Source organism: Bradyrhizobium sp. USDA 10063 (assembly GCF_054063735.1).
Genome location: NZ_JBSSGP010000001.1, coordinates 389,256 through 410,952, shown reverse-complemented (window position 1 = coordinate 410,952; position 21,697 = coordinate 389,256). Strand labels below are relative to the sequence as shown.

Below are 21,697 nucleotides of genomic sequence, written 5' to 3'. Positions count from 1 at the left end.
GCTCGCGACGTCTATGGATTCTCAGGTGCAGTGGTGAACTATGCCAGGCAGTTGCGAATGCCAGACAAGGCAACGTTCCTGCAAAAGGCGGCCGCTGATTTCCGATACAGGTTTGTCGCGCGCTTGGAAGAAAATATCCGCGCTGGTGAATCATGGAGCTGCGCCAAGACATGCAACGCGGTGAGCGGGGAGGCTGGCGGTCGGGAAGGCATGGAAGCTTGCAAGGCCCTCGCAGCTCGCGTATCGAGGCTCGACGACGCGCTTATGGACGAAGTCGAGGACCGAGCCCTTCCGCTCTTCGCCGTATCATTCGGTCGGCACTCCCAGGCGCCGGAATGCCGCAGGGGGGCGATCAGAATCGCGGAATTTTGTTGCGGTGAAAGCCGTGGACTTCGGAGGCAGAATAATCAAGGCCTATCCTTACTGGTGAATGGCTTCAGCAAATGGCCGGACGCGGCAGGCTGTCGCAAGGCCACCGTCGCGATCGCCGGGGAGGTTGTTCGCTGGACCGGCAGGCTCTCCGATATTCCGCAGGGGCTGGCGATCCTGGTGAACGGCTTTAGCAAATGGCCGGAACAGGAGGCCAACCGTCAAGCGACGGTCGCAATCGCCGGTGAGGTCTGTCGCCGTGCCGTCCGCACCGCCCGGCTTTCTGATTTTCCTCCGCAAGAGCTGGCGAACCTTGTGAACGGTTTCAGCAAATGGCCGGACGCGGAGGGCTGTCGCGAGGCCACCGTGGCCATCGCCGGTGAGGTGCCTTCCCGGCTCTCCAATTTTAAGCCCCAGGAGCTGGCGAACCTTGTGAACGGTTTCAGCAAATGGCCGGACGCGCCAGACTGTCGCGCGGCGGCCGTCGCCATCGCCGGTGAGGTGCCTTCCCGGCTCTCCCGTTTTGATCCGCAGGGGCTGGCGAACCTGGTGAACGGTTTCAGCAAATGGCCGGACGCGGAGGGCTGTCGCGAGGCTGCCGCCGCCATCGCCGGTGAGGTGCCTTCCCGGCTCTCCAATTTTAAGCTCCAGGAACTGGCGAACCTTGTGAACGGCTTCAGCAAATGGCCGGACGCGGCGGGCTGTCGCGCGGCGGCCGTCGCCATCGCCGGTGAGGTGCCTTTCCAGCTCTCCCGTTTTGACCCGCAGGCGCTGGCGAATCTGGTGAACGGTTTCAGCAAATGGCCGGGCGCGGCGGGCTGTCGCAAGGCCGCCGTCGCAATCGCCGGTGAGGTGCCTTCCCGGCTCTCCAATTTTAAGCCCCATGAGCTGGCGAACCTGGTGAACGGCTTCAGCAAATGGCCGGACGCGCCGGGCTGTCGCGAGGCCGCCGTCGCCATCGCCGGTGAGGTGCCTTCCCGGCTCTCCAATTTTAAGCCCCAAGAACAGGCGAACCTGGTGAACGGTTTCAGCAAATGGCCGGACGCGGCGGACTGTCGCGAGGCCGCCGTCGCCATCGCCGGTGAGGTGCCTTCCCGGCTCTCCCGTTTTGATTCGCAGGCGCTCGCGAGCCTGGTGAACGGCTTCAGCAAATGGCCGGACGCGGAGGGCTGTCGCGCGGCCACCGTCGCCATCGCCGGTGAGGTGCCTTCCCGGCTCTCCCGGTTTGACCCGCAGGCGCTGGCGAGCCTGGTGAACGGTTTCAGCAAATGGCCGGACGCGGCGGGCTGTCGCGAGGCCGTCGTCGCCATCGCCGCTGAGGTGCCTTCCCGGCTCTCCCGGTTTGACCCGCAGGCGCTGGCGAACCTGGTGAACGGTTTCAGCAAATGGCCGGAGGCGGCGGACTGTCGCGAGGCCGCCGTCGCCATTGCCGCTGAGGTGCCTTCCCAGCCCTCCCGTTTTGACCCGCTGCAACTGGCGGGCCTGGTGAACGGTTTCAGCAAATGGCCGGACGCGCCAGGCTGTCGCGAGGCTGCCGTCGCCATCGCCGGTGAGGTGCCTTCCCGGCTCTCCCATTTTGACCCGCAGGCGCTGGCGAGCCTGGTGAACGGCTTCAGCAAATGGCCGGAGGCGGCGGGCTGTCGCGAGGCCACCGTCGCCATCGCCGGTGAGGTGCCTTCCCGGCTCCCCAATTTTAAGTCCCAGGAACTGGCGAACCTGGTGAACGGTTTCAGCAAATGGCCGGAAGATGCGGCATGCCACCAGGCGGTAATGGACATCGCGCGCGGCCTCGGCGGACCGGGCCGACGCTTTGGTTCGTTCACGACGCTTGAGCTCGCCACGATCGCCAATGCTCTGGGACGCAGTGCCATAAGGGGCGAGGACGGTGGAGACGTTGCGGAGACGGCCCTGCTGAAGAATAGCCTACATCAGCTGGCTCATTACCTGCACTATGCCGATGATCGGCTGGAGCAGGCCGATGTTCTGAGCATTGCTACGATTTTCAAGGCGCTGGCGAAGGTCAGGCTGTTTGAGGACCTCGGTTTGCTCGCACCGATTGGGTTAAATCGGCTCACCGAACTACACCGCTTCCCTGATTTTGCCACGGAGAATGACCTCGAAACCACGGGCAATCTTTGCGCCGCGCTGCTGCCGCTGGCGCGCAGCCCGCACCTGCGCCGGCACCGCAGGCAGGCTCTGAACCTGCTGAACGACATCCAACCGGTCGTGGAGCGCAAGATCGAGGCGTATCTCAACGCAAGCGAGGCCGAGCGGACCCGTGGGCCGTTCGCGAGCCGCTGCCCGGCGTTGTCGATCTATCAAGTGCTGAAAGCCCGTGCGGTCCTGGAGACGTTGTTCAAGCGGCCGTATGTCGACAAGTCCGATTTGCTCGCACGGCGGGACGAGCTGCAGCGCAAGACCAAGGAGATCCTGGACGACACGCGCGACCTCATCGAAAGCGATCTTTCCAACATGAGCTGGAACCTGATCGCGCAAATCGAGTCGGACAATCCGGTCGATGCGCTGGACGCGTTCATGGCGCAGGATGCGGCGAGAATCCAGGCGCAACATCCGGCATCCGTCTTCGACATGCATGAGGTGTTGCGATCGATGGACCATGAGCCCAGACCGCCGCAGGGTGATGCGGGACTGATGCAGCTGCCGGTGGTGGACCTGCAGGGACGGCGAGTGGCGACGGAGCCTGAGACACGCTATTCGATTTTCCATCGCCTGACCTTGGGGGCATTCCCGGTGGTCGCGGTGCAGCTGCCGGCACAGCTGAGCGCCTTCATGCTGGCGCGGACGATCACCGTCGATGATGTGCCATACCGCATGGACCTGTTCGGCGGCAGCAAGTTGAGACCCCCAAAGCCGACCCTGTCGCAGATCGCCGCCCTCGTTCCTGGCGAGCAGCCAACGACTTCCGGAGGTAAGCTGCTGGCCATTCCCTATGCCGAAACCGCTCCGGGGACAGCATTCGAGCATCTGTCGCGGGCCTGGGCGCCGTTCAAAGAAGCCTATTGGTACACCCAACGCAGGGGGTTTGCGGCGCCACCGGCGATCAAAGATCTAGGGCCTCACGACTACGCGCTGGAAGGCGCCTTCAGGCTGTTGCTGCTGCCGGACCGACCTGCCAACGAGCATCACCCGTTCAGGCTGATTGGGCCACAGGGCCCGATCGCCTTACGACCGCATGACGGCTGCGGCTTCATCAAGGCCTCGCTGGCCGAGCAGATGCCAGCTGTTCACCGGGTTGGTCACCAGGAAGGTCCCGATCGGCTGCCGGCCTTTGGTGAGGGAAGGAGATCGTCCGTCCCTCCCTCGGCGCTGCAACATTATCCGCGCAGCGAGCAGGTGGCGGAAGAAGCGAGCGAGAAGGCCAAGACCTGGCTTGAGAGCCGAGACGGACGAGAGCTGACGTCCGAAGAGTTGTTTCGCACCGTGACGGCCGGACACATCGACGGTCCTGGTGCCGTCGCGGTACCATCCGATGACGACGATCTCCACGTGCCGACGCTTAAGAGCGGCACGTTGACTGGAACAAATGGCGTGCTGGTCGGCCGGTCCCCCTACGACAAGCCCAACCTGCGCCCGCTCGCCGCCGAGCGGGTCAAGTCGGCAGCTGATGGGGATCCGACTGCGGCATTCCTCGATAGATGCGTAGCTATGCAATACAGTTTCAGTGTCGCCCAGAAGTCGCGGGAGGTGCTGGCGGACGACGATCCGAGCTTCTTTGCCAAAGGGATTCTGATCGTGGTGCCGGATGAGATGTGGCCGGCCGACTACGCCGACCGTGGGCTGGTGATGTCGGCCGAGGACGTCAAGTGCCATTCGAGCTGGACCGAGCGCAAGGACCGCGCAACCGTGGATACGCCGGTCGACTGCGTGGGCATCCTGCAGGCGACGGAGCTGTTCGCTCCTGGGTCATTGGTTGCCGTGCCGCCCGGTGAACAGAAGAAGCTCGACGGCGACTTCGACGGGGACGCCGTCGTCATCATCGGCGACCGGCCGCAGCTTTATCAGCATGTCTGGCAGTTCGATCAAAAGGAGCAAGCTCGCGGCGTTCGTTCGCTCAAGCCGCCAAAGTCGCATACGCCGGCGATTGAGGATGGTAACTATCAGTTCAGTCGTGCCAGCCAGATCCTCGCGGCCACGAAGAATGTTTTGGAAATCTATAGCAGCCTGCAGCGTAGCTTTCTGGCGCAGTCCCATCAAGCACGACACTGGTTTGCCGAGCGGGCCATCTTTGGCACTTACGAGGGCGTTCACCACAAGCTCAGGCGAGATATCCGTGACCTGTTGGACCAGGAAGAGGTGAGCGGCCAGAATATCCAGGACAAGCTCGAGCGGGCGAGGCGCGAGATCGAGCTCGCAGACCATCCCGTCGCCCGCGAAGCAGCTGAGTTGCTCGTCACCGACCTCGAGGCGTGGGCCGCGACGGCGGATGAGCAGGTCCTGCCTGAAACAGTCGAACGCGTGAGGGAGGCAAAGCTGACGGTGAGCCCGGCGCTCGTCGAGCTTTTCCCGGAACTGGCGGAGGCCTATTCGGCCGCTCCTCAGCCCCGCGACCGCATCCAGGTCTTGCTTGACCACTATCCTGCGCGCATCGAGCCCCGACCGGATGGCTACAATCTGGACGATCTCGTCCAAAGCGCAAAGAACCTCCTGAGTCTTGGCATCAAGGTCGGGACCGACGGGTATAAATCCGACACCGGGGTCCGCCTCTTCATGAAGAAAAGCCAAGGGCTGCAGCGGCTGCTGCACCAGACTCCGGGCCTGACCTCCATACCCTTCAGCAAGAGCCTCGCGGCGACGCTCAGCCAGGGCCGGTTCGACGTCGATGCGGCCTTGGAGGATCTGAAGGATAATCCCACGCTGGCGGCGTCAGTCATGGAAGCCTCAATCAAGCTTGCTGCGGAGAAGCACATTCTGCCCGAACCCTCTGGCCGACTGCTTACGGCTGAGGATGCCGCCATGACGGTCACGCTGACCCGCGAGGAGGCTGCGGAGCGTGCTCAAATGGAGGCTACCCGCGCGCAAGTTGAAGAGATAGACATCACTGCAACGGCACTCGGGGTTGCCGAGACGCTCAGGCAGGCGGGTATCGAGGTGCATATGCCCCATCTCGATCGCCGCTTGAGATCGGAAGCCTCCATGAGGTCCCAACTCACCGGGATGAGCGTCACGTCTGACGACGACTCGCAGCTGATCAGCAGCGCTGTTCGCCACGTCTTCGAAGTCCCTGACAAGGATTTTGCAAGCACCTTCAAGAAAGCCATGCTGGCCTTCTACGAGCGTGACTACGCCGAGATCAGCACAACCAACTGGTTCAAGATGCGCAATCCGACCATCGTCGGCATCAAGACCGTGCTCGCCACTCCGCGAGGTTACCGCTTCGAGGTGGAGTTCCACACGCCAGACAGTTACGAGGCCAAGATTGCCAATCACGATACCTACAAGGAGCTGGAGAAGCTTCAGCAGCAAGCGAGCGGAGACGCTCTGGAGCAATCTGAGGCCGAAGAACTGGCTCGGCGCGCGCTGGAGGTCTGCAGAACGGTGGCGATTCCCCCTGGTGCCAGGAACATCCCCCACTGGGGAGTCGAACAGGCTCGTAGAAGGCAGGCCGGTGCGGCCTTTACGGCGCGAGCTGCCGAGCCAGGAAGGCGGGAAATCGGAGAGATTACGACCGCCCTCGGCGATCGGCCGATCGTGCTCGTCGGCATGCCGGGTGCCGGCAAATCTGCCATCGGCCGGCGTCTTGCGAAGCGGCTGCGGCTGAACTTCATCGATTCCGATGCCGAGATCAGGAAAGAAGCCGGCACGTCGATAAGGCAACTCTGCCAGACCTATGGCGAACAGTATTTTAGGGATCTTGAGGCTAAGGTAATCGCGCATGCGCTCAAGCAAGGGTCCGCGGTGCTCGCGACTGGTTCCGATTCGTTGATCCACGATCAGACCCGTAGCCTGATCCATGACAAGGCAGTCTCGATCTGGCTCAAGGCCGACGCCGACGTGATAATGCGGCGCAACAAGGGCCGGTCCGGCCGCCGGCTGCTGCAGACCCCCGACCCCGAGGCGACCGTCACGCAATGGATCAGGGAGCGCGAGCCGGTCTATCAAACCGCCGATCTCACGATCGCCTCGGACGAGAGGTCGCATACAAATCAGGTGGATGAATGCGTGGCGGCGCTGCATGCCCACCTCCGTGGCGAGGGCGCTCCGGACCGGGGACCTATCACTCTGCAGGGGGGCCTTTCAACCGTGGGGCCGACCGTGCTGCCATCATGCTGACGATGATCACGACCTGTCGCCTCAACGACGTCGATCCCCAAGGCCTGGCTCGCCGACGTCCTCGCCCGTATCGCCGATCTTCCCGCATCGCGTCTGCACGAACTGCTGCCCTGGGAATGGAAGCTCCTGCGCCAAGGCGACAAGCCCGCCGATCAGCAGGCTGCCTGACCTTCACGCAACACCATCATAGAGCTCGCCGTGCCCGCGCGCATGCGTCAATCAGGCGGTCTTCGTCGTACTTCGTCGTATGCGTACCGTTGAGGAGTCGGCCGATTGGTTCAACCGTAAGCGCGCATTTTACTGCACAGGCTGCGCGCAGGTGGCCGCGGCGTGGTGTGACGCCGGGCCGCGGCGGGATCATCGGAACGGCTTGGTTGACCTGAGCGTTCGAACGTCAGCCGTTGTTCGCAGCTGGCAGGTGTTTTTGAGCGGTGCAGTTGAACGGCAACAGATCTTCGATATCGGCGTCGGGCGCACGCTGAGGCAATTCAGTGAGCGCGTGACGTAGCCATGCATAGGGATCGACGTCGCATGCCCGGCATGTCAGCACCAAACTGTAGATCACGGCGCTTGCCTTGGCGCCGGCAACGGTGTCGCTGAACAGCCAACTTTTTCTTCCGGTGCAAAACGGCCTGATGTCGCGCTCCAGAACATTGTTGTCGATCGGGGCAAGACCGTCACTGGTGTAGCGGGTCAGATAGTCCCATTGGTTGCGCGCATAGGCGATCGCCTTGCCGGTCAAGCTTTCGGGCAGGACCTTCGGCGCCTGGTCGTCGAGCCACGTCTTGAAGGCGGCCAATACCGGCAGGCTATGCTGCTGGCGCAGCCGCAAGGTGTATGCGGCGCGCGTTTCGCCGTCGGGCGGCGTCAGGCGCGCCACCCTCTCGACCTCATACAACGCCTCGAAGAACTTGAGCGCTTGCAATGGCGGACCGCCGGGCGTCTTCCTGGCCTTGAGCGCATCGGTAAATTTCCTGCGCGCATGCGCCATACAGCCGAGATGGGTCGCGCCTGTCAGTGTGCGCCAGGCGTCATAGCCATCGCTCATCAACAAGCCGCGATGGCCGGCCAGGAACGCCTGCGGATACTCCTGACCGCGACCGGGCTGGTAATCGAACAGCACGACCGGCTGCGCGCAGTCCTGGCCGCTGCGGTAGGCCCACATGAAGGATTTGGCCTGCGCGTCCCGGCCTTCCTCTTTCAGAACCTGGACCCAGGTTTCGTCACCGTGGACCGTACGCATCAGAGGAAGGCCGCGTAACGGTCTCTCGCGCGAGCAGTCGTGACTGCGTTATGATGGAGGACAGTTCAGGCTGCGACGGGCCGCTGATCGGCGGGCTTTTCGACCTCGCGCAGCCTTTTCCATTCCCAGGGAAGCAGCTCGTGCAGGCGCGAAGCAGGCAGATCGGCGATGCGCGCGAGGATGTCGGCGAGCCAGGCTTGCGGGTCAACGTCATTGAGGCGTGCGGTTGTGATGAGTGTCAGCATGACGGCGGCACGGTCAGCACCGCGCTGAGAGCCGGCAAAGGTCCAGTTACGTCGTCCAAGAGCGATACCACGCAGCGCTCTTTCCGCCGCGTTGTTGGTCAGGCAGATTCTGCCGTCATCGAGGAAGCGGGCGAAGTCGGTCCAGCGCTTGAGCATGTAATCGATCGGCCCGCGGACCTCGGAGGCGCGAGAGAGAGTAGCGCGTTCCGTGGTCAACCACTCGTGCATCTCATCGAACAGCGGCTTGCTCTTTTGCTGTCGCACGGCAACTCGCTCGGCGGCGGTCAGGCCGTTGATCTCGCGCTCGATGGCGAAGAGTGCATCGAGGCGCTTGACGGCCTCCAGCGCCATCGGGGAGATCGGCTTGCCTTTCTTGCCCTCCCGCGCATTTTTTCCGATGTCGGCCAGCTCGAAGAACTTCCGTCTCGCATGCGCAAGGCAAAATCCCGGCGTGATCGGCAACACTTTTTTCTTCGGATCGAACAGTGGCTCGAAGCCGTTATAGCAATCCGCCTGCAGGATGCCGTTGAACAGCGCCAGATGTTTCTGCGGGTGCTCACCCCGCCGGTCGCCGGAGGCGTAATAGACCGCCGCCGGCGGCGCGGTGCCACCGAAGGGACGATCGTCACGCACGTAGGTCCAGATCCGTCCGGTCGTGCACTTGCTCTTCGCCAGAATGCGGATGGTGGTGTCGTCACCGTGAAGCCGCTCGGCGGCGAACACATGGCTCTTGATCAGCTCGAAGAGCGGCATGACGGCGAAGGTTCCGTAGCCGACCTGATCGGCCAGCGTTTGCGTCGACAGGTCGATCCCTTCGCACTTGAAGCGCGTGCTCTGACGATTGAGTGGCAGATGCTGGTTAAATTTATCGACGAGGATCATCGCCAACAGACTGGGACCGATGAAGCCGCGCGGCGTGGCGTGGAACGGCGCCGGCGGCTGCGTGATCGCCTCGCAATCCCGACAGGTGAACTTCTCGCGCACCGTCTCGATCAGCTTGTAACGGCGCGGGATCGCTTCCAATGTCCGGGTCACATCCTCGCCCAGCTTCGACAGCCGCGATCCGCCGCAGCAGGCGCAGGCGGCCGGGGGATCGATGACGACGCGCTCGCGTTCGATGTCATCCGGCCAGGGCTTGCGGATCGGTCGCTTGCGCGTGAAGGCGCGCACGGTCTGGGTTTTCGCCGCCGCGGCCTGTGCTGCGAGCTCATCCTCGGTCGCTGACGTCACCAGGTCTTCCAGCTGCAGCTCCAGCTGCTCGATCAGCCGTGCCGTGCGTTCGGAGCGCGGCCCGTGCAACTCTCGTTTCAGCTTCTCGATCGTGAGCTGCAGATGCGCGATCAACGCTTCGGTGTCGGACAGCTTCGCCTGCGCACTGGCGGCTTCGACCTGCCAATTGATGGCCTCGACCTGTACCTTGGCGGCTTGGGCCACGGCCGCATCGCGCTCAACCTCAACCTTCAGCCGCGCTTCGCGTTCAGCCCGCAACGATTCACGTTCGACCAGCAGTGCGGCCTGGGCGCTGGCAAGGTCCAAGGGAAGATCATCCGGCTTCAGACTCATGAAGCCAATGAATCATATTTGCTGGCAAGTTCAACCGCAAATCGCTATCCAACTCGCGTTGGACGCCACGTTTCTTGAGGATTGCGCCAGTCGATTCCGGACAAGAGATAGCTCAATTGCGCCGGAGAGATCGTCACTGCTTCGCCTGCCACCGAAGGCCAGACGAACCTTCCTCTCTCGAGTCTTTTTGTAAACAGACATGCCCCCTGGCCATCGTGCCAAATGACCTTCAAAAGATCGCCGCGCTTCCCCCTGAAGCAAAAAAGATTCCCGCCGAGCGGATTTTGCTTGAGCACTTCCTGCACGCGGAGAGCCAAACTCGGAAAGCCGCACCGCATGTCGGTGTAGCCGGTGGCAAGCCAGACACGAACGCCCGTCGGAATCGGGATCATCGCCCCTCCAGCACTCTCAAGACGCGCGACAAAGCGGCGGTATCGACATCCACGCCAACGATCAGACGAACACCGCTGCCGAGCACGATCTCCATCCGTCCAACAGTCTGCTCGCAGCGAGCGTCGTCACGGCTCCCTTCGCTTCTCGTTGGCTCCGGCTCAATCAGCGCCGCGACAAACCCGTAATCGCCATCTTTGGCGTTCAGCGCTGCAAGAGTGCCCTGCCGCGCCAGGCGTCGCCACCCGAACAGTTGACCAGGAAAAAGTCCGTGGCGGCGAGCAACGACAGAAACAGGATCGCCACAGCAATAACTCTCCTCCACAATCCGCTGCTTCGCTTCAATGCTGAACCGTCGGCGCCGTCCTGTGTCGACGATCTCCATAACTTTCGCATTATTGGCAGTCGATATGGTGTCCATACTGCCTGTAATCATGCGATAGCCAACCTCTGCAAGGCGGCCGCCCTCGGATGAGTACCAATTTCTTTCCATGCGCGAACATTCTTCGCGATGGTATTCCAACTTGTCTTGCACCTGCAACGATAATGAGGCGAAGCCTTTGCGCATGTCAGTGTGGCCCGTCGCCAGCCACACCCGAACTCCCATAGGAACCGGAATCGTCGCGGATCTAGAACCTCGATGATCCGGCGAAGCGCCTCAACGTCAACGCCCGTATCGACAATGACGCGCCGCCCGCCGGTCAGCTCGATCTCAATCCGACGCTCCGTCAAACGGGCTGTCGCGCTCTCCGATGAATTCGCCACCGACGCCATAAGCCCATCCTCGGCCACAACTGCCCTGACAAAGCCGGCCTCGGATTTGGTCCGGCTCGCCGCGAAGGCTCTTCGCCAAGTCACCAGGAGAGAACGCGACAAGCCGTATCGCCGCGCTGTCGCCGCAACCAGGCGCGGCTCGGACAGGCTCTCCAAAACAATCCGCGCCTTCTCCTCCTCAGACCAACGCCGCCGCCGGCCTGTCTCTACCACTTCCAGTCGATTCAGCGCACTGATCGTATGGCTGTCCATACGTACAGTTCTCAACCATCAGACCGGCCCGTCGCAAGGCGTCTTTCCTCGGAAGCTTACCGTGGACCAGGGGCTGTGCCCTGAGCTTTTGCTGTAGCGCGTCATAGACCCGATGCAGATGCAACTCGCTCGCCCGGATCACCCAGCTGCCCAGCGTCCCGCGGCCGATGCTGACGTCGGCGCGCCCCAGCGCGTCCGCCACACGGTACAGCGGCGTGCCGTCGACGTATTTGTTGGCGAGCACCAGCGCCAGCGTCGATGGCGTGGCGACGCTACCCGGCAGCGGCTGCGCCGGCATCGGCGCGGTCACAATCGGGGTGTTCAGCGCGGTGCGCTCGCAGTGACGGCAGGCATATTTGAACCGCACATGTTGCAGCACCGACGCCTTCACCTCGACGTGCAACTGCTCGGTGACGGTCTCGCCCATCCGATGCATCCGATTTTGGCAGCACGGACAGTTCTTTTGATCCTCACCCAGATCATATTCGACGCGTTGGCGCGGCAGATCGTCAGGCAGCGGCTTGCGGCCGCGTGTCTTCGGCGCCGGCTTTGGAGCCTCCGGCAATCCCGTGTCCGGCACGGCGACCGCCTCGACATCGCCGTCGTCCCGGCTTTCAGCGGCGGCCTGCTCGGCTTCGTTGAAGATGCGCTCCTTGAGCTTTTCGCTCTTCGGCGCGTAGCGGTGCAAGCGCTCCAGGCGCAACTGCTCCTCAAGATGCAGGACGCGTTGCGCGAGTTTCTCGTTCTCCGCCTTCAGCGCCGCGATCTCGGCCGCGTGCGCCGCGATCAGGGCTTCCAGCTCGTGCGTCGTGGGCTTGCGACTCATCGTAGTCTTGAATCGAAGTCATGCCGCCGCGTCAACCGGGTTCCATGTAGTTGGCGGCGTCATCCGATCGCGCCGATGACGCCGCGCGCATCGAACACTGTCAGCCCACGCTCTGATATTGCCGCACCGGATGGCGCCGCACCGCCGCGATGTCGATGCCGTCAAGCAGCCAGTGCAGCTCCTCCGTCGTCAGCGTCAGCACCGCCTCCTGGCTTCGGGGCCAGTGGAATCGGTCCGCCTCCAGCCGCTTCAGCAGCATCCAAAATCCCGACCGATCATAAATCAGCAGCTTGACCCGGTCGCGACGGCGATTGCAGAACGCGAACACGGCGCGCTGGAACGGATCCAGCCCCATCGACTGCTCGACCACGATCGCCAGGCTGTTGATCCCCGCCCGGAAGTCAATCGGCGCGCGGTGAAGGTAGACTCGAAGATCAGACGCCAGCCGGAACATCGCAACGCCCCAGCGCTTCAATCACCGCCGACAACAACTGCGCGTCGCCGCCTTCCAGCGAAAGCGTCACGCCGTTGGGCATCGATGCCGTCAGCCGCCCAGCAGAGGATCGCTCCGTAGCGCAAAGGGCGATAGCGCCGGCAGATCGGGTTGGCGACCGCGACGGCGCGCTCACCGGAATAAACGCCGGCGCAATCGCCGCCCGCGCCTCCGGCTGGCCATTCCCGTTCTGAAGTTGTCGCTTGGCAACCCACTTCCGCAGCAGGTTCGCGTTCACGCCGTGTTGCAACGCCAGCCCCGCCAGCGACACGCCAGGCTGCAGACAGGCCTCGACCAGCCGCTGTTTGCTCGCTGGATCATAGCGACGCCGGCCATTCCGCAACATGCCGAGCGTCTCAAGCTTAAAAGGTTCTTCTGCAGTGATCATCGATGGTGTCCACCTTGTTCATGGTGGACACCTCATCCCATCCGGGTTCTCAATTGCACAGGTGCGTAGAAAAAAGCGCTTACGTTCAACCTGCTAATTGACACCAACACGCTCAATTGTTGCAATGCCACGCAACGCGCACGGGCAGATCGGCAACGACCGACAACGTGGAATCTCTCTCCACCGATGATGTTCGCCTTCAGGGCGCCCCCAAAATCCCCGCGTAGCTCCCGGTGCCAAGCACTCGCCCGCTGCAGCGGTGGAGCGAGGCCGTCGGATCGAAGTCTCGATGTGAGAATCGGATAGTGTGCGCGCAGACAGCGCATTGAGCTCTACTACGCAGCAACTGCGGTGTGGACGATAAATCAACCAGCGGGCCCAGACCTCGCTAGACGTCCCGACGGAGCCCCGGCAGCCCTTCTTGATCACCCATAGGTCCCCGGTCCGGAGCGCCCTCGCCACGGAGGTGGGCATGCAGCGCCGCCACGCATTCATCCACCTGATTTGTATGCGACCTCTCGTCCGAGGCGATCGTGAGATCGGCGGTTTGATAGACCGGCTCGCGCTCCCTGATCCATTGCGTGACGGTCGCCTCGGGGTCGGGGGTCTGCAGCAGCCGGCGGCCGGACCGGCCCTTGTTGCGCCGCATTATCACGTCGGCGTCGGCCTTGAGCCAGATCGAGACTGCCTTGTCATGGATCAGGCTACGGGTCTGATCGTGGATCAACGAATCGGAACCAGTCGCGAGCACCGCGGACCCTTGCTTGAGCGCATGCGCGATTACCTTAGCCTCAAGATCCCTAAAATACTGTTCGCCATAGGTCTGGCAGAGTTGCCTTATCGACGTGCCGGCTTCTTTCCTGATCTCGGCATCGGAATCGATGAAGTTCAGCCGCAGCCGCTTCGCAAGACGCCGGCCGATGGCAGATTTGCCGGCACCCGGCATGCCGACGAGCACGATCGGCCGATCGCCGAGGGCGGTCGTAATCTCTCCGATTTCCCGCCTTCCTGGCTCGGCAGCTCGCGCCGTAAAGGCCGCACCGGCCTGCCTTCTACGAGCCTGTTCGACTCCCCAGTGGGGGATGTTCCTGGCACCAGGGGGAATCGCCACCGTTCTGCAGACCTCCAGCGCGCGCCGAGCCAGTTCTTCGGCCTCAGATTGCTCCAGAGCGTCTCCGCTCGCTTGCTGCTGAAGCTTCTCCAGCTCCTTGTAGGTATCGTGATTGGCAATCTTGGCCTCGTAACTGTCTGGCGTGTGGAACTCCACCTCGAAGCGGTAACCTCGCGGAGTGGCGAGCACGGTCTTGATGCCGACGATGGTCGGATTGCGCATCTTGAACCAGTTGGTTGTGCTGATCTCGGCGTAGTCACGCTCGTAGAAGGCCAGCATGGCTTTCTTGAAGGTGCTTGCAAAATCCTTGTCAGGGACTTCGAAGACGTGGCGAACAGCGCTGCTGATCAGCTGCGAGTCGTCGTCAGACGTGACGCTCATCCCGGTGAGTTGGGACCTCATGGAGGCTTCCGATCTCAAGCGGCGATCGAGATGGGGCATATGCACCTCGATACCCGCCTGCCTGAGCGTCTCGGCAACCCCGAGTGCCGTTGCAGTGATGTCTATCTCTTCAACTTGCGCGCGGGTAGCCTCCATTTGAGCACGCTCCGCAGCCTCCTCGCGGGTCAGCGTGACCGTCATGGCGGCATCCTCAGCCGTAAGCAGTCGGCCAGAGGGTTCGGGCAGAATGTGCTTCTCCGCAGCAAGCTTGATTGAGGCTTCCATGACTGACGCCGCCAGCGTGGGATTATCCTTCAGATCCTCCAAGGCCGCATCGACGTCGAACCGGCCCTGGCTGAGCGTCGCCGCGAGGCTCTTGCTGAAGGGTATGGAGGTCAGGCCCGGAGTCTGGTGCAGCAGCCGCTGCAGCCCTTGGCTTTTCTTCATGAAGAGGCGGACCCCGGTGTCGGATTTATACCCGTCGGTCCCGACCTTGATGCCAAGACTCAGGAGGTTCTTTGCGCTTTGGACGAGATCGTCCAGATTGTAGCCATCCGGTCGGGGCTCGATGCGCGCAGGATAGTGGTCAAGCAAGACCTGGATGCGGTCGCGGGGCTGAGGAGCGGCCGAATAGGCCTCCGCCAGTTCCGGGAAAAGCTCGACGAGCGCCGGGCTCACCGTCAGCTTTGCCTCCCTCACGCGTTCGACTGTTTCAGGCAGGACCTGCTCATCCGCCGTCGCGGCCCACGCCTCGAGGTCGGTGACGAGCAACTCAGCTGCTTCGCGGGCGACGGGATGGTCTGCGAGCTCGATCTCGCGCCTCGCCCGCTCGAGCTTGTCCTGGATATTCTGGCCGCTCACCTCTTCCTGGTCCAACAGGTCACGGATATCTCGCCTGAGCTTGTGGTGAACGCCCTCGTAAGTGCCAAAGATGGCCCGCTCGGCAAACCAGTGTCGTGCTTGATGGGACTGCGCCAGAAAGCTACGCTGCAGGCTGCTATAGATTTCCAAAACATTCTTCGTGGCCGCGAGGATCTGGCTGGCACGACTGAACTGATAGTTACCATCCTCAATCGCCGGCGTATGCGACTTTGGCGGCTTGAGCGAACGAACGCCGCGAGCTTGCTCCTTTTGATCGAACTGCCAGACATGCTGATAAAGCTGCGGCCGGTCGCCGATGATGACGACGGCGTCCCCGTCGAAGTCGCCGTCGAGCTTCTTCTGTTCACCGGGCGGCACGGCAACCAATGACCCAGGAGCGAACAGCTCCGTCGCCTGCAGGATGCCCACGCAGTCGACCGGCGTATCCACGGTTGCGCGGTCCTTGCGCTCGGTCCAGCTCGAATGGCACTTGACGTCCTCGGCCGACATCACCAGCCCACGGTCGGCGTAGTCGGCCGGCCACATCTCATCCGGCACCACGATCAGAATCCCTTTGGCAAAGAAGCTCGGATCGTCGTCCGCCAGCACCTCCCGCGACTTCTGGGCGACACTGAAACTGTATTGCATAGCTACGCATCTATCGAGGAATGCCGCAGTCGGATCCCCATCAGCTGCCGACTTGACCCGCTCGGCGGCGAGCGGGCGCAGGTTGGGCTTGTCGTAGGGGGACCGGCCGACCAGCACGCCATTTGTTCCAGTCAACGTGCCGCTCTTAAGCGTCGGCACGTGGAGATCGTCGTCATCGGATGGTACCGCGACGGCACCAGGACCGTCGATGTGTCCGGCCGTCACGGTGCGAAACAACTCTTCGGACGTCAGCTCTCGTCCGTCTCGGCTCTCAAGCCAGGTCTTGGCCTTCTCGCTCGCTTCTTCCGCCACCTGCTCGCTGCGCGGATAATGTTGCAGCGCCGAGGGAGGGACGGACGATCTCCTTCCCTCACCAAAGGCCGGCAGCCGATCGGGACCTTCCTGGTGACCAACCCGGTGAACAGCTGGCATCTGCTCGGCCAGCGAGGCCTTGATGAAGCCGCAGCCGTCATGCGGTCGTAAGGCGATCGGGCCCTGTGGCCCAATCAGCCTGAACGGGTGATGCTCGTTGGCAGGTCGGTCCGGCAGCAGCAACAGCCTGAAGGCGCCTTCCAGCGCGTAGTCGTGAGGCCCTAGATCTTTGATCGCCGGTGGCGCCGCAAACCCCCTGCGTTGGGTGTACCAATAGGCTTCTTTGAACGGCGCCCAGGCCCGCGACAGATGCTCGAATGCTGTCCCCGGAGCGGTTTCGGCATAGGGAATGGCCAGCAGCTTACCTCCGGAAGTCGTTGGCTGCTCGCCAGGAACGAGGGCGGCGATCTGCGACAGGGTCGGCTTTGGGGGTCTCAACTTGCTGCCGCCGAACAGGTCCATGCGGTATGGCACATCATCGACGGTGATCGTCCGCGCCAGCATGAAGGCGCTCAGCTGTGCCGGCAGCTGCACCGCGACCACCGGGAATGCCCCCAAGGTCAGGCGATGGAAAATCGAATAGCGTGTCTCAGGCTCCGTCGCCACTCGCCGTCCCTGCAGGTCCACCACCGGCAGCTGCATCAGTCCCGCATCACCCTGCGGCGGTCTGGGCTCATGGTCCATCGATCGCAACACCTCATGCATGTCGAAGACGGATGCCGGATGTTGCGCCTGGATTCTCGCCGCATCCTGCGCCATGAACGCGTCCAGCGCATCGACCGGATTGTCCGACTCGATTTGCGCGATCAGGTTCCAGCTCATGTTGGAAAGATCGCTTTCGATGAGGTCGCGCGTGTCGTCCAGGATCTCCTTGGTCTTGCGCTGCAGCTCGTCCCGCCGTGCGAGCAAATCGGACTTGTCGACATACGGCCGCTTGAACAACGTCTCCAGGACCGCACGGGCTTTCAGCACTTGATAGATCGACAACGCCGGGCAGCGGCTCGCGAACGGCCCACGGGTCCGCTCGGCCTCGCTTGCGTTGAGATACGCCTCGATCTTGCGCTCCACGACCGGTTGGATGTCGTTCAGCAGGTTCAGAGCCTGCCTGCGGTGCCGGCGCAGGTGCGGGCTGCGCGCCAGCGGCAGCAGCGCGGCGCAAAGATTGCCCGTGGTTTCGAGGTCATTCTCCGTGGCAAAATCAGGGAAGCGGTGTAGTTCGGTGAGCCGATTTAACCCAATCGGTGCGAGCAAACCGAGGTCCTCAAACAGCCTGACCTTCGCCAGCGCCTTGAAAATCGTAGCAATGCTCAGAACATCGGCCTGCTCCAGCCGATCATCGGCATAGTGCAGGTAATGAGCCAGCTGATGTAGGCTATTCTTCAGCAGGGCCGTCTCCGCAACGTCTCCACCGTCCTCGCCCCTTATGGCACTGCGTCCCAGAGCATTGGCGATCGTGGCGAGTTCAAGCGTCGCGAACGAACCAAAGCGTCGGCCAGGTCCGCCGAGGTCGCGCGCGATGTCCATTACCGCCTGGTGGCATGCCGCATCTTCCGGCCATTTGCTGAAACCGTTCACCAGGTTCGCCAGCCCCTGGGGCTTAAAATTGGAGAGCTGGGAAGGCACCTCACCGGCGATCGCGGCGGCGGCCTCGCGACAGCCCGCCGCGTCCGGCCATTTGCTGAAACCGTTCACCAGGTTCGCCAGCCCCTGCGGGTCAAAATGGGAGAGCCGGGAAGGCACCTCACCGGCGATGGCGACGGGCGGCCTCGCGACAGTCCGCCGCCTCCGGCCATTTGCTGAAGCCGTTCACCAGATTCGCCAGCTCATGGGGCTTAAAATTGGAGAGCCGGGAAGGCACCTCAGCGGCGATCGCGACGGTGGCCTCGCGACAGTCCGCCGCCTCCGGCCATTTGCTGAAACCGTTCACCAGGTTCGCCAGCGCCTGCGGGTCAAACCGGGAGAGCCGGGAAGGCACCTCAGCGGCGATTGCGATGGCCGCCTTGCGACAGCCCTCCGCGTGCGGCCATTTGCTGAAACCGTTCACCAGGCTCGCCAGCGCCTGCGGGTCAAACCGGGAGAGCCGGGAAGGCACCTCACCGGCAATCGCGACGGTGGCCTCGCGACAGCCCTCCGCGTCCGGCCATTTGCTGAAGCCGTTCACCAGGTTCGCCAGCTCTTGCGCGTCAAAATGGGAGAGCCGGGAAGGCACCTCACCGGCAATCGCGACGGTGGCCTCGCGACAGCCCGCCGCGTCCGGCCATTTGCTGAAACCGTTCACCAGGTTCGCCAGCGCCTGCGGGTCAAAGCGGGAGAGCCGGGAAGGCACCTCACCGGCGATGGCGACGGTGGCCTCGCGACAGTCCGCCGCCTCCGGCCATTTGCTGAAACCGTTCACCAGGTTCGCCAGCTCATGGGGCTTAAAATTGGAGAACTGGGAAGGCACCTCCCCAGCGATTGCGACGGTGGCCTCGCGACAGCCCGCCGCGCCCGGCCATTTGCTGAAACCGTTCACCAGGCTCGCGAGCGCCTGCGAATCAAAACGGGAGAGCTGGAAAGGCACCTCACCGGCGATGGCGACGGCCGCCGCGCGACAGCCCGCCGCGTCCGGCCATTTGCTGAAGCCGTTCACCAGGTTCGCCAGTTGCTGGGGCAAAAAATTGGAGAGCCGGGAAGGCACCTCACCGGCGATGGCGGCGGCAGCCTCGCGACAGCCCTCCGCGTCCGGCCATTTGCTGAAACCGTTCACCAGGTTCGCCAGCCCCTGCGGATCAAAACGGGAGAGCCGGGAAGGCACCTCACCGGCGATGGCGACGGCAGCCTCGCGACAGCCCGCCGCGTCCGGCCATTTGCTGAAACCGTTCACAAGGTTCGCCAGCTGCTGGGGCTGAAAATTGGAGAGCCGGGAAGGCACCTCACCGGCGATGGCGAGGGCAGCCTCGCGACAGCCCGCCGCGTCCGGCCATTTGCTGAAACCGTTCACAAGGCTCGCCAGCGCCTGGGGCTGAAAATTGGAGAGCCGGGAAGGCACCTCACCGGCGATGGCGACGGCGGCCTCGCAACAGCCCGCCGCGTCCGGCCATTTGCTGAAACCGTTCACAAGGTTCGCCAGCTCTTGCGGAGGAAAATCAGAAAGCCGGGCGGTGCGGACGGCGCGGCGACGGATCTCACCGGCGATGGCGACGGCGGCCGCGCGACAGCCCGCTGCGTCCGGCCATTTGCTGAAACCGTTCACAAGGTTCGCCAGCCCCTGCGGGTCGAAACGGGAGAGCCGGGAAGACACCTCACCGGCGATGGCGACGGTGGCTTCGCGACAGCCCTCCGCGTCCGGCCATTTGCTGAAACCGTTCACCAGGTTCGCCAGCGCTTGCGGAGGAAGATCAGAAAGCCGGGCGGTGCGGACGGCACGACGACAGACCTCACCGGCGATGGCGACGGTGGCTTCGCGACAGCCCGCCGCGTCCGGCCATTTGCTGAAACCGTTCACCAGGTTCGCCAGCGCCTGCGGGTCAAAACGGGAGAGCCGGGAAGGCACCTCACCGGCGATTGCGACGGCCGCCGCGCGACAGCCCGCCGCGTCCGGCCATTTGCTGAAACCGTTCACCAGGTTCGCCAGTTCCTGGGGCTTAAAATTGGAGAGCTGGGAAGGCACCTCACCAGCGATGGCGACGGTCGCCGCGCGACAGCCCTCCGCGTCCGGCCATTTGCTGAAACCGTTCACCAGGTTCGCCAGTTCCTGGGGCTTAAAATTGGAGAGCCGGGAAGGCACCTCACCGGCGATGGCGACGGCCGCCGCGCGACAGCCCGCCGCGCCCGGCCATTTGCTGAAACCGTTCACCAGGTTGGCCAGCGCCTGCGGGTCAAAACGGGAGAGCCGGGAAGGCACCTCACCGGCGATTGCGACGGCCGCCGCGCGACAGCCCGCCGCGTCCGGCCACTTGCTGAAACCGTTCACCAGGTTGGCCAGCCCCAGCGGATCAAAACGGGAGAGCCGGGAAGGCAGCACAGCGGCGATTGCGACGGCCGCCGCGCGACAGCCTGCCGCGTCCGGCCATTTGCTGAAGCCATTCACCAGTAAGGATAGGCCTTGATTATCCTGCCTCCGAAGTCGGCGGCTTTCACCGCAACAAAATTCCGCGATTCTGATCGCCCCCCCGCGGCATTCCGGCGCCCGGGAGTGCCGACCGAATGATACGGCGAGAAGCGCAAGGGCTCGGTCCTCGACTTCGTCCATAAGCGCGTCGTCGAGCCTCGATACGCGAGCTGCGAGGGCCTTGCAAGCTTCCATGCCTTCCCGACCGCCAGCCTCCCCGCTCACCGCGTTGCATATCTTGGCGCAGCTCCATGATTCACCAGCGCGGATATTTTCTTCCAAGCGCGCGACAAACCTGTATCGGAAATCAGCGGCCGCCTTTTGCAGGAACGTTGCCTTGTCTGGCATTCGCAACTGCCTGGCATAGTTCACCACTGCACCTGAGAATCCATAGACGTCGCGAGCCCGATCAATGTCCCTTAGCGCCATATTAAGCCTGCTCGAACTAAGTGCGCTCGAAGAGCTATAGGGGCGCTCTAAGCTTGCACCATGGATGCTCTGCGCGGCGACATCGTCGACGCGCCGCTTTCCTGGCCTGGCACTCAGGTCGGGCGCGGAATACCTATGTGGCGAGAGCGCCTCTGTTCGCGAGCTGCCGACTGCTCGATCGCTCCGCCAGTACTCGCCGCCACAACGCGACGAACTCTCTGCCCGACTTGGTGCGCCACGATAAGGCCTGTACGATTGTTCAGAGCTTGCAACCTGGCGGCTCTGCGCGGCGACATCATCGACGCGCCGTTGTCCTGACCTGGCACTCGGGGCGGACGCGGAATACCTATGTGGTCGGAGCCCCTCTGTTCGTGAGCTTCCGGCTGCTCGATCGCTTCGCCAGTGCTCGCCGCCACAACGCGACGAGCTTTCCGCCCGACTTGGTGCCTGACGATAAGATCTATACGGAATATTCGAGCTTCCACCATGCCCGCGCTGCGCAGCTATATCGTCGATAGGGACGCGAGAGGAACAAGTCTCCAAATCTTGAGGCTCAGAGCCCATCCGTCCAAGGACAGAACTGTTCGTTTGACCGCCCTCGCCAGAAACGCCATCTGTGTGAGACTTGGCCGCGCCTTCAGCGCCATCGTCTGCAGATCGCCAAACGCGAATCCCAAGTCCGCTAATGCCGGTCATAACGCGCCTCCAATACAACCGCGAATGCGCTGGTTGTGATCTTCGAAGCATAATGGCGCCCTTGAGCGCGCTACTACCCCATCGTAAGCGCGCGAGGCGCACCCAAGGGATTTTCGCGGCTTGCGCTATCTCTTCGAGGAATAAATGCTTGAGCACAAACGACAGCACATGCTTTTCGATGACACGTCCCAATGCTCGAAGAGCGATCGGCCATCCGTCGCACTCGAATCTCCTGTACTTCTCTCCTACGATCTGCGACCGCATAAGCAATGACA

At 63.0% G+C, this 21,697-nt stretch carries 6 protein-coding genes and 5 pseudogenes; 2 read left to right on the top strand and 9 right to left on the bottom strand.

Annotated elements, in window-relative coordinates:
- Positions 1-426: 426 nt before the first annotated feature.
- Entirely contained in the window at positions 427-6,660 is a 6,234-nt protein-coding gene (locus ACVJGD_RS01940) for a shikimate kinase (RefSeq protein ID WP_456632753.1), read from the top strand.
- Positions 6,630-6,828: pseudogene (locus ACVJGD_RS01935) on the top strand (transposase domain-containing protein); the annotation flags it as partial. The gene ACVJGD_RS01940 and the pseudogene ACVJGD_RS01935, both read left to right, overlap by 31 nt.
- Positions 6,829-7,054: 226 nt before the next feature.
- Here the strand turns inward: ACVJGD_RS01935 and tnpC (ACVJGD_RS01930) are convergent.
- From tnpC (ACVJGD_RS01930) to ACVJGD_RS01890, 9 genes and pseudogenes are all read right to left on the bottom strand, one after another.
- Positions 7,055-7,894 (bottom strand): annotated as a pseudogene (gene tnpC, locus ACVJGD_RS01930) (IS66 family transposase); the annotation flags it as partial.
- Positions 7,895-7,968: 74 nt separating this feature from the next.
- A complete protein-coding gene (tnpC, locus tag ACVJGD_RS01925) occupies positions 7,969-9,711 on the bottom strand; it encodes an IS66 family transposase (RefSeq protein WP_456632752.1) in 1,743 nt (580 codons plus the stop codon).
- Between the two features lie 44 nt (positions 9,712-9,755).
- Positions 9,756-10,103, bottom strand: coding sequence for an IS66 family insertion sequence element accessory protein TnpB (gene tnpB, locus ACVJGD_RS01920; protein WP_456632751.1), 348 nt, complete (start codon positions 10,101-10,103; stop codon positions 9,756-9,758).
- Positions 10,100-10,696 (bottom strand): IS66-like element accessory protein TnpA, encoded by a 597-nt coding sequence (tnpA, locus tag ACVJGD_RS01915; RefSeq protein ID WP_456632750.1) that lies wholly within the window; start codon positions 10,694-10,696, stop codon positions 10,100-10,102. Before tnpA (ACVJGD_RS01915) ends, tnpB (ACVJGD_RS01920) begins: the two co-directional genes overlap by 4 nt.
- Before the next feature lie 95 nt (positions 10,697-10,791).
- Positions 10,792-11,127, bottom strand: a pseudogene (tnpA, locus tag ACVJGD_RS01910) (IS66-like element accessory protein TnpA); the annotation flags it as partial.
- A 58-nt stretch (positions 11,128-11,185) separates the two neighbouring features.
- Positions 11,186-11,953: pseudogene (locus ACVJGD_RS01905) on the bottom strand (IS66 family transposase); the annotation flags it as partial.
- Positions 11,954-12,053: 100 nt separating this feature from the next.
- Entirely contained in the window at positions 12,054-12,407 is a 354-nt protein-coding gene (gene tnpB / locus ACVJGD_RS01900; protein ID WP_259192484.1) for an IS66 family insertion sequence element accessory protein TnpB, read from the bottom strand.
- Entirely contained in the window at positions 12,388-12,834 is a 447-nt protein-coding gene (gene tnpA / locus ACVJGD_RS01895; protein WP_456632542.1) for an IS66-like element accessory protein TnpA, read from the bottom strand. The genes tnpB (ACVJGD_RS01900) and tnpA (ACVJGD_RS01895) overlap by 20 nt, the downstream gene beginning before the upstream one ends.
- Positions 12,835-13,222: 388 nt before the next feature.
- Positions 13,223-19,919, bottom strand: a pseudogene (locus ACVJGD_RS01890) (shikimate kinase); the annotation flags it as partial.
- Positions 19,920-21,697: the final 1,778 nt, after the last annotated feature.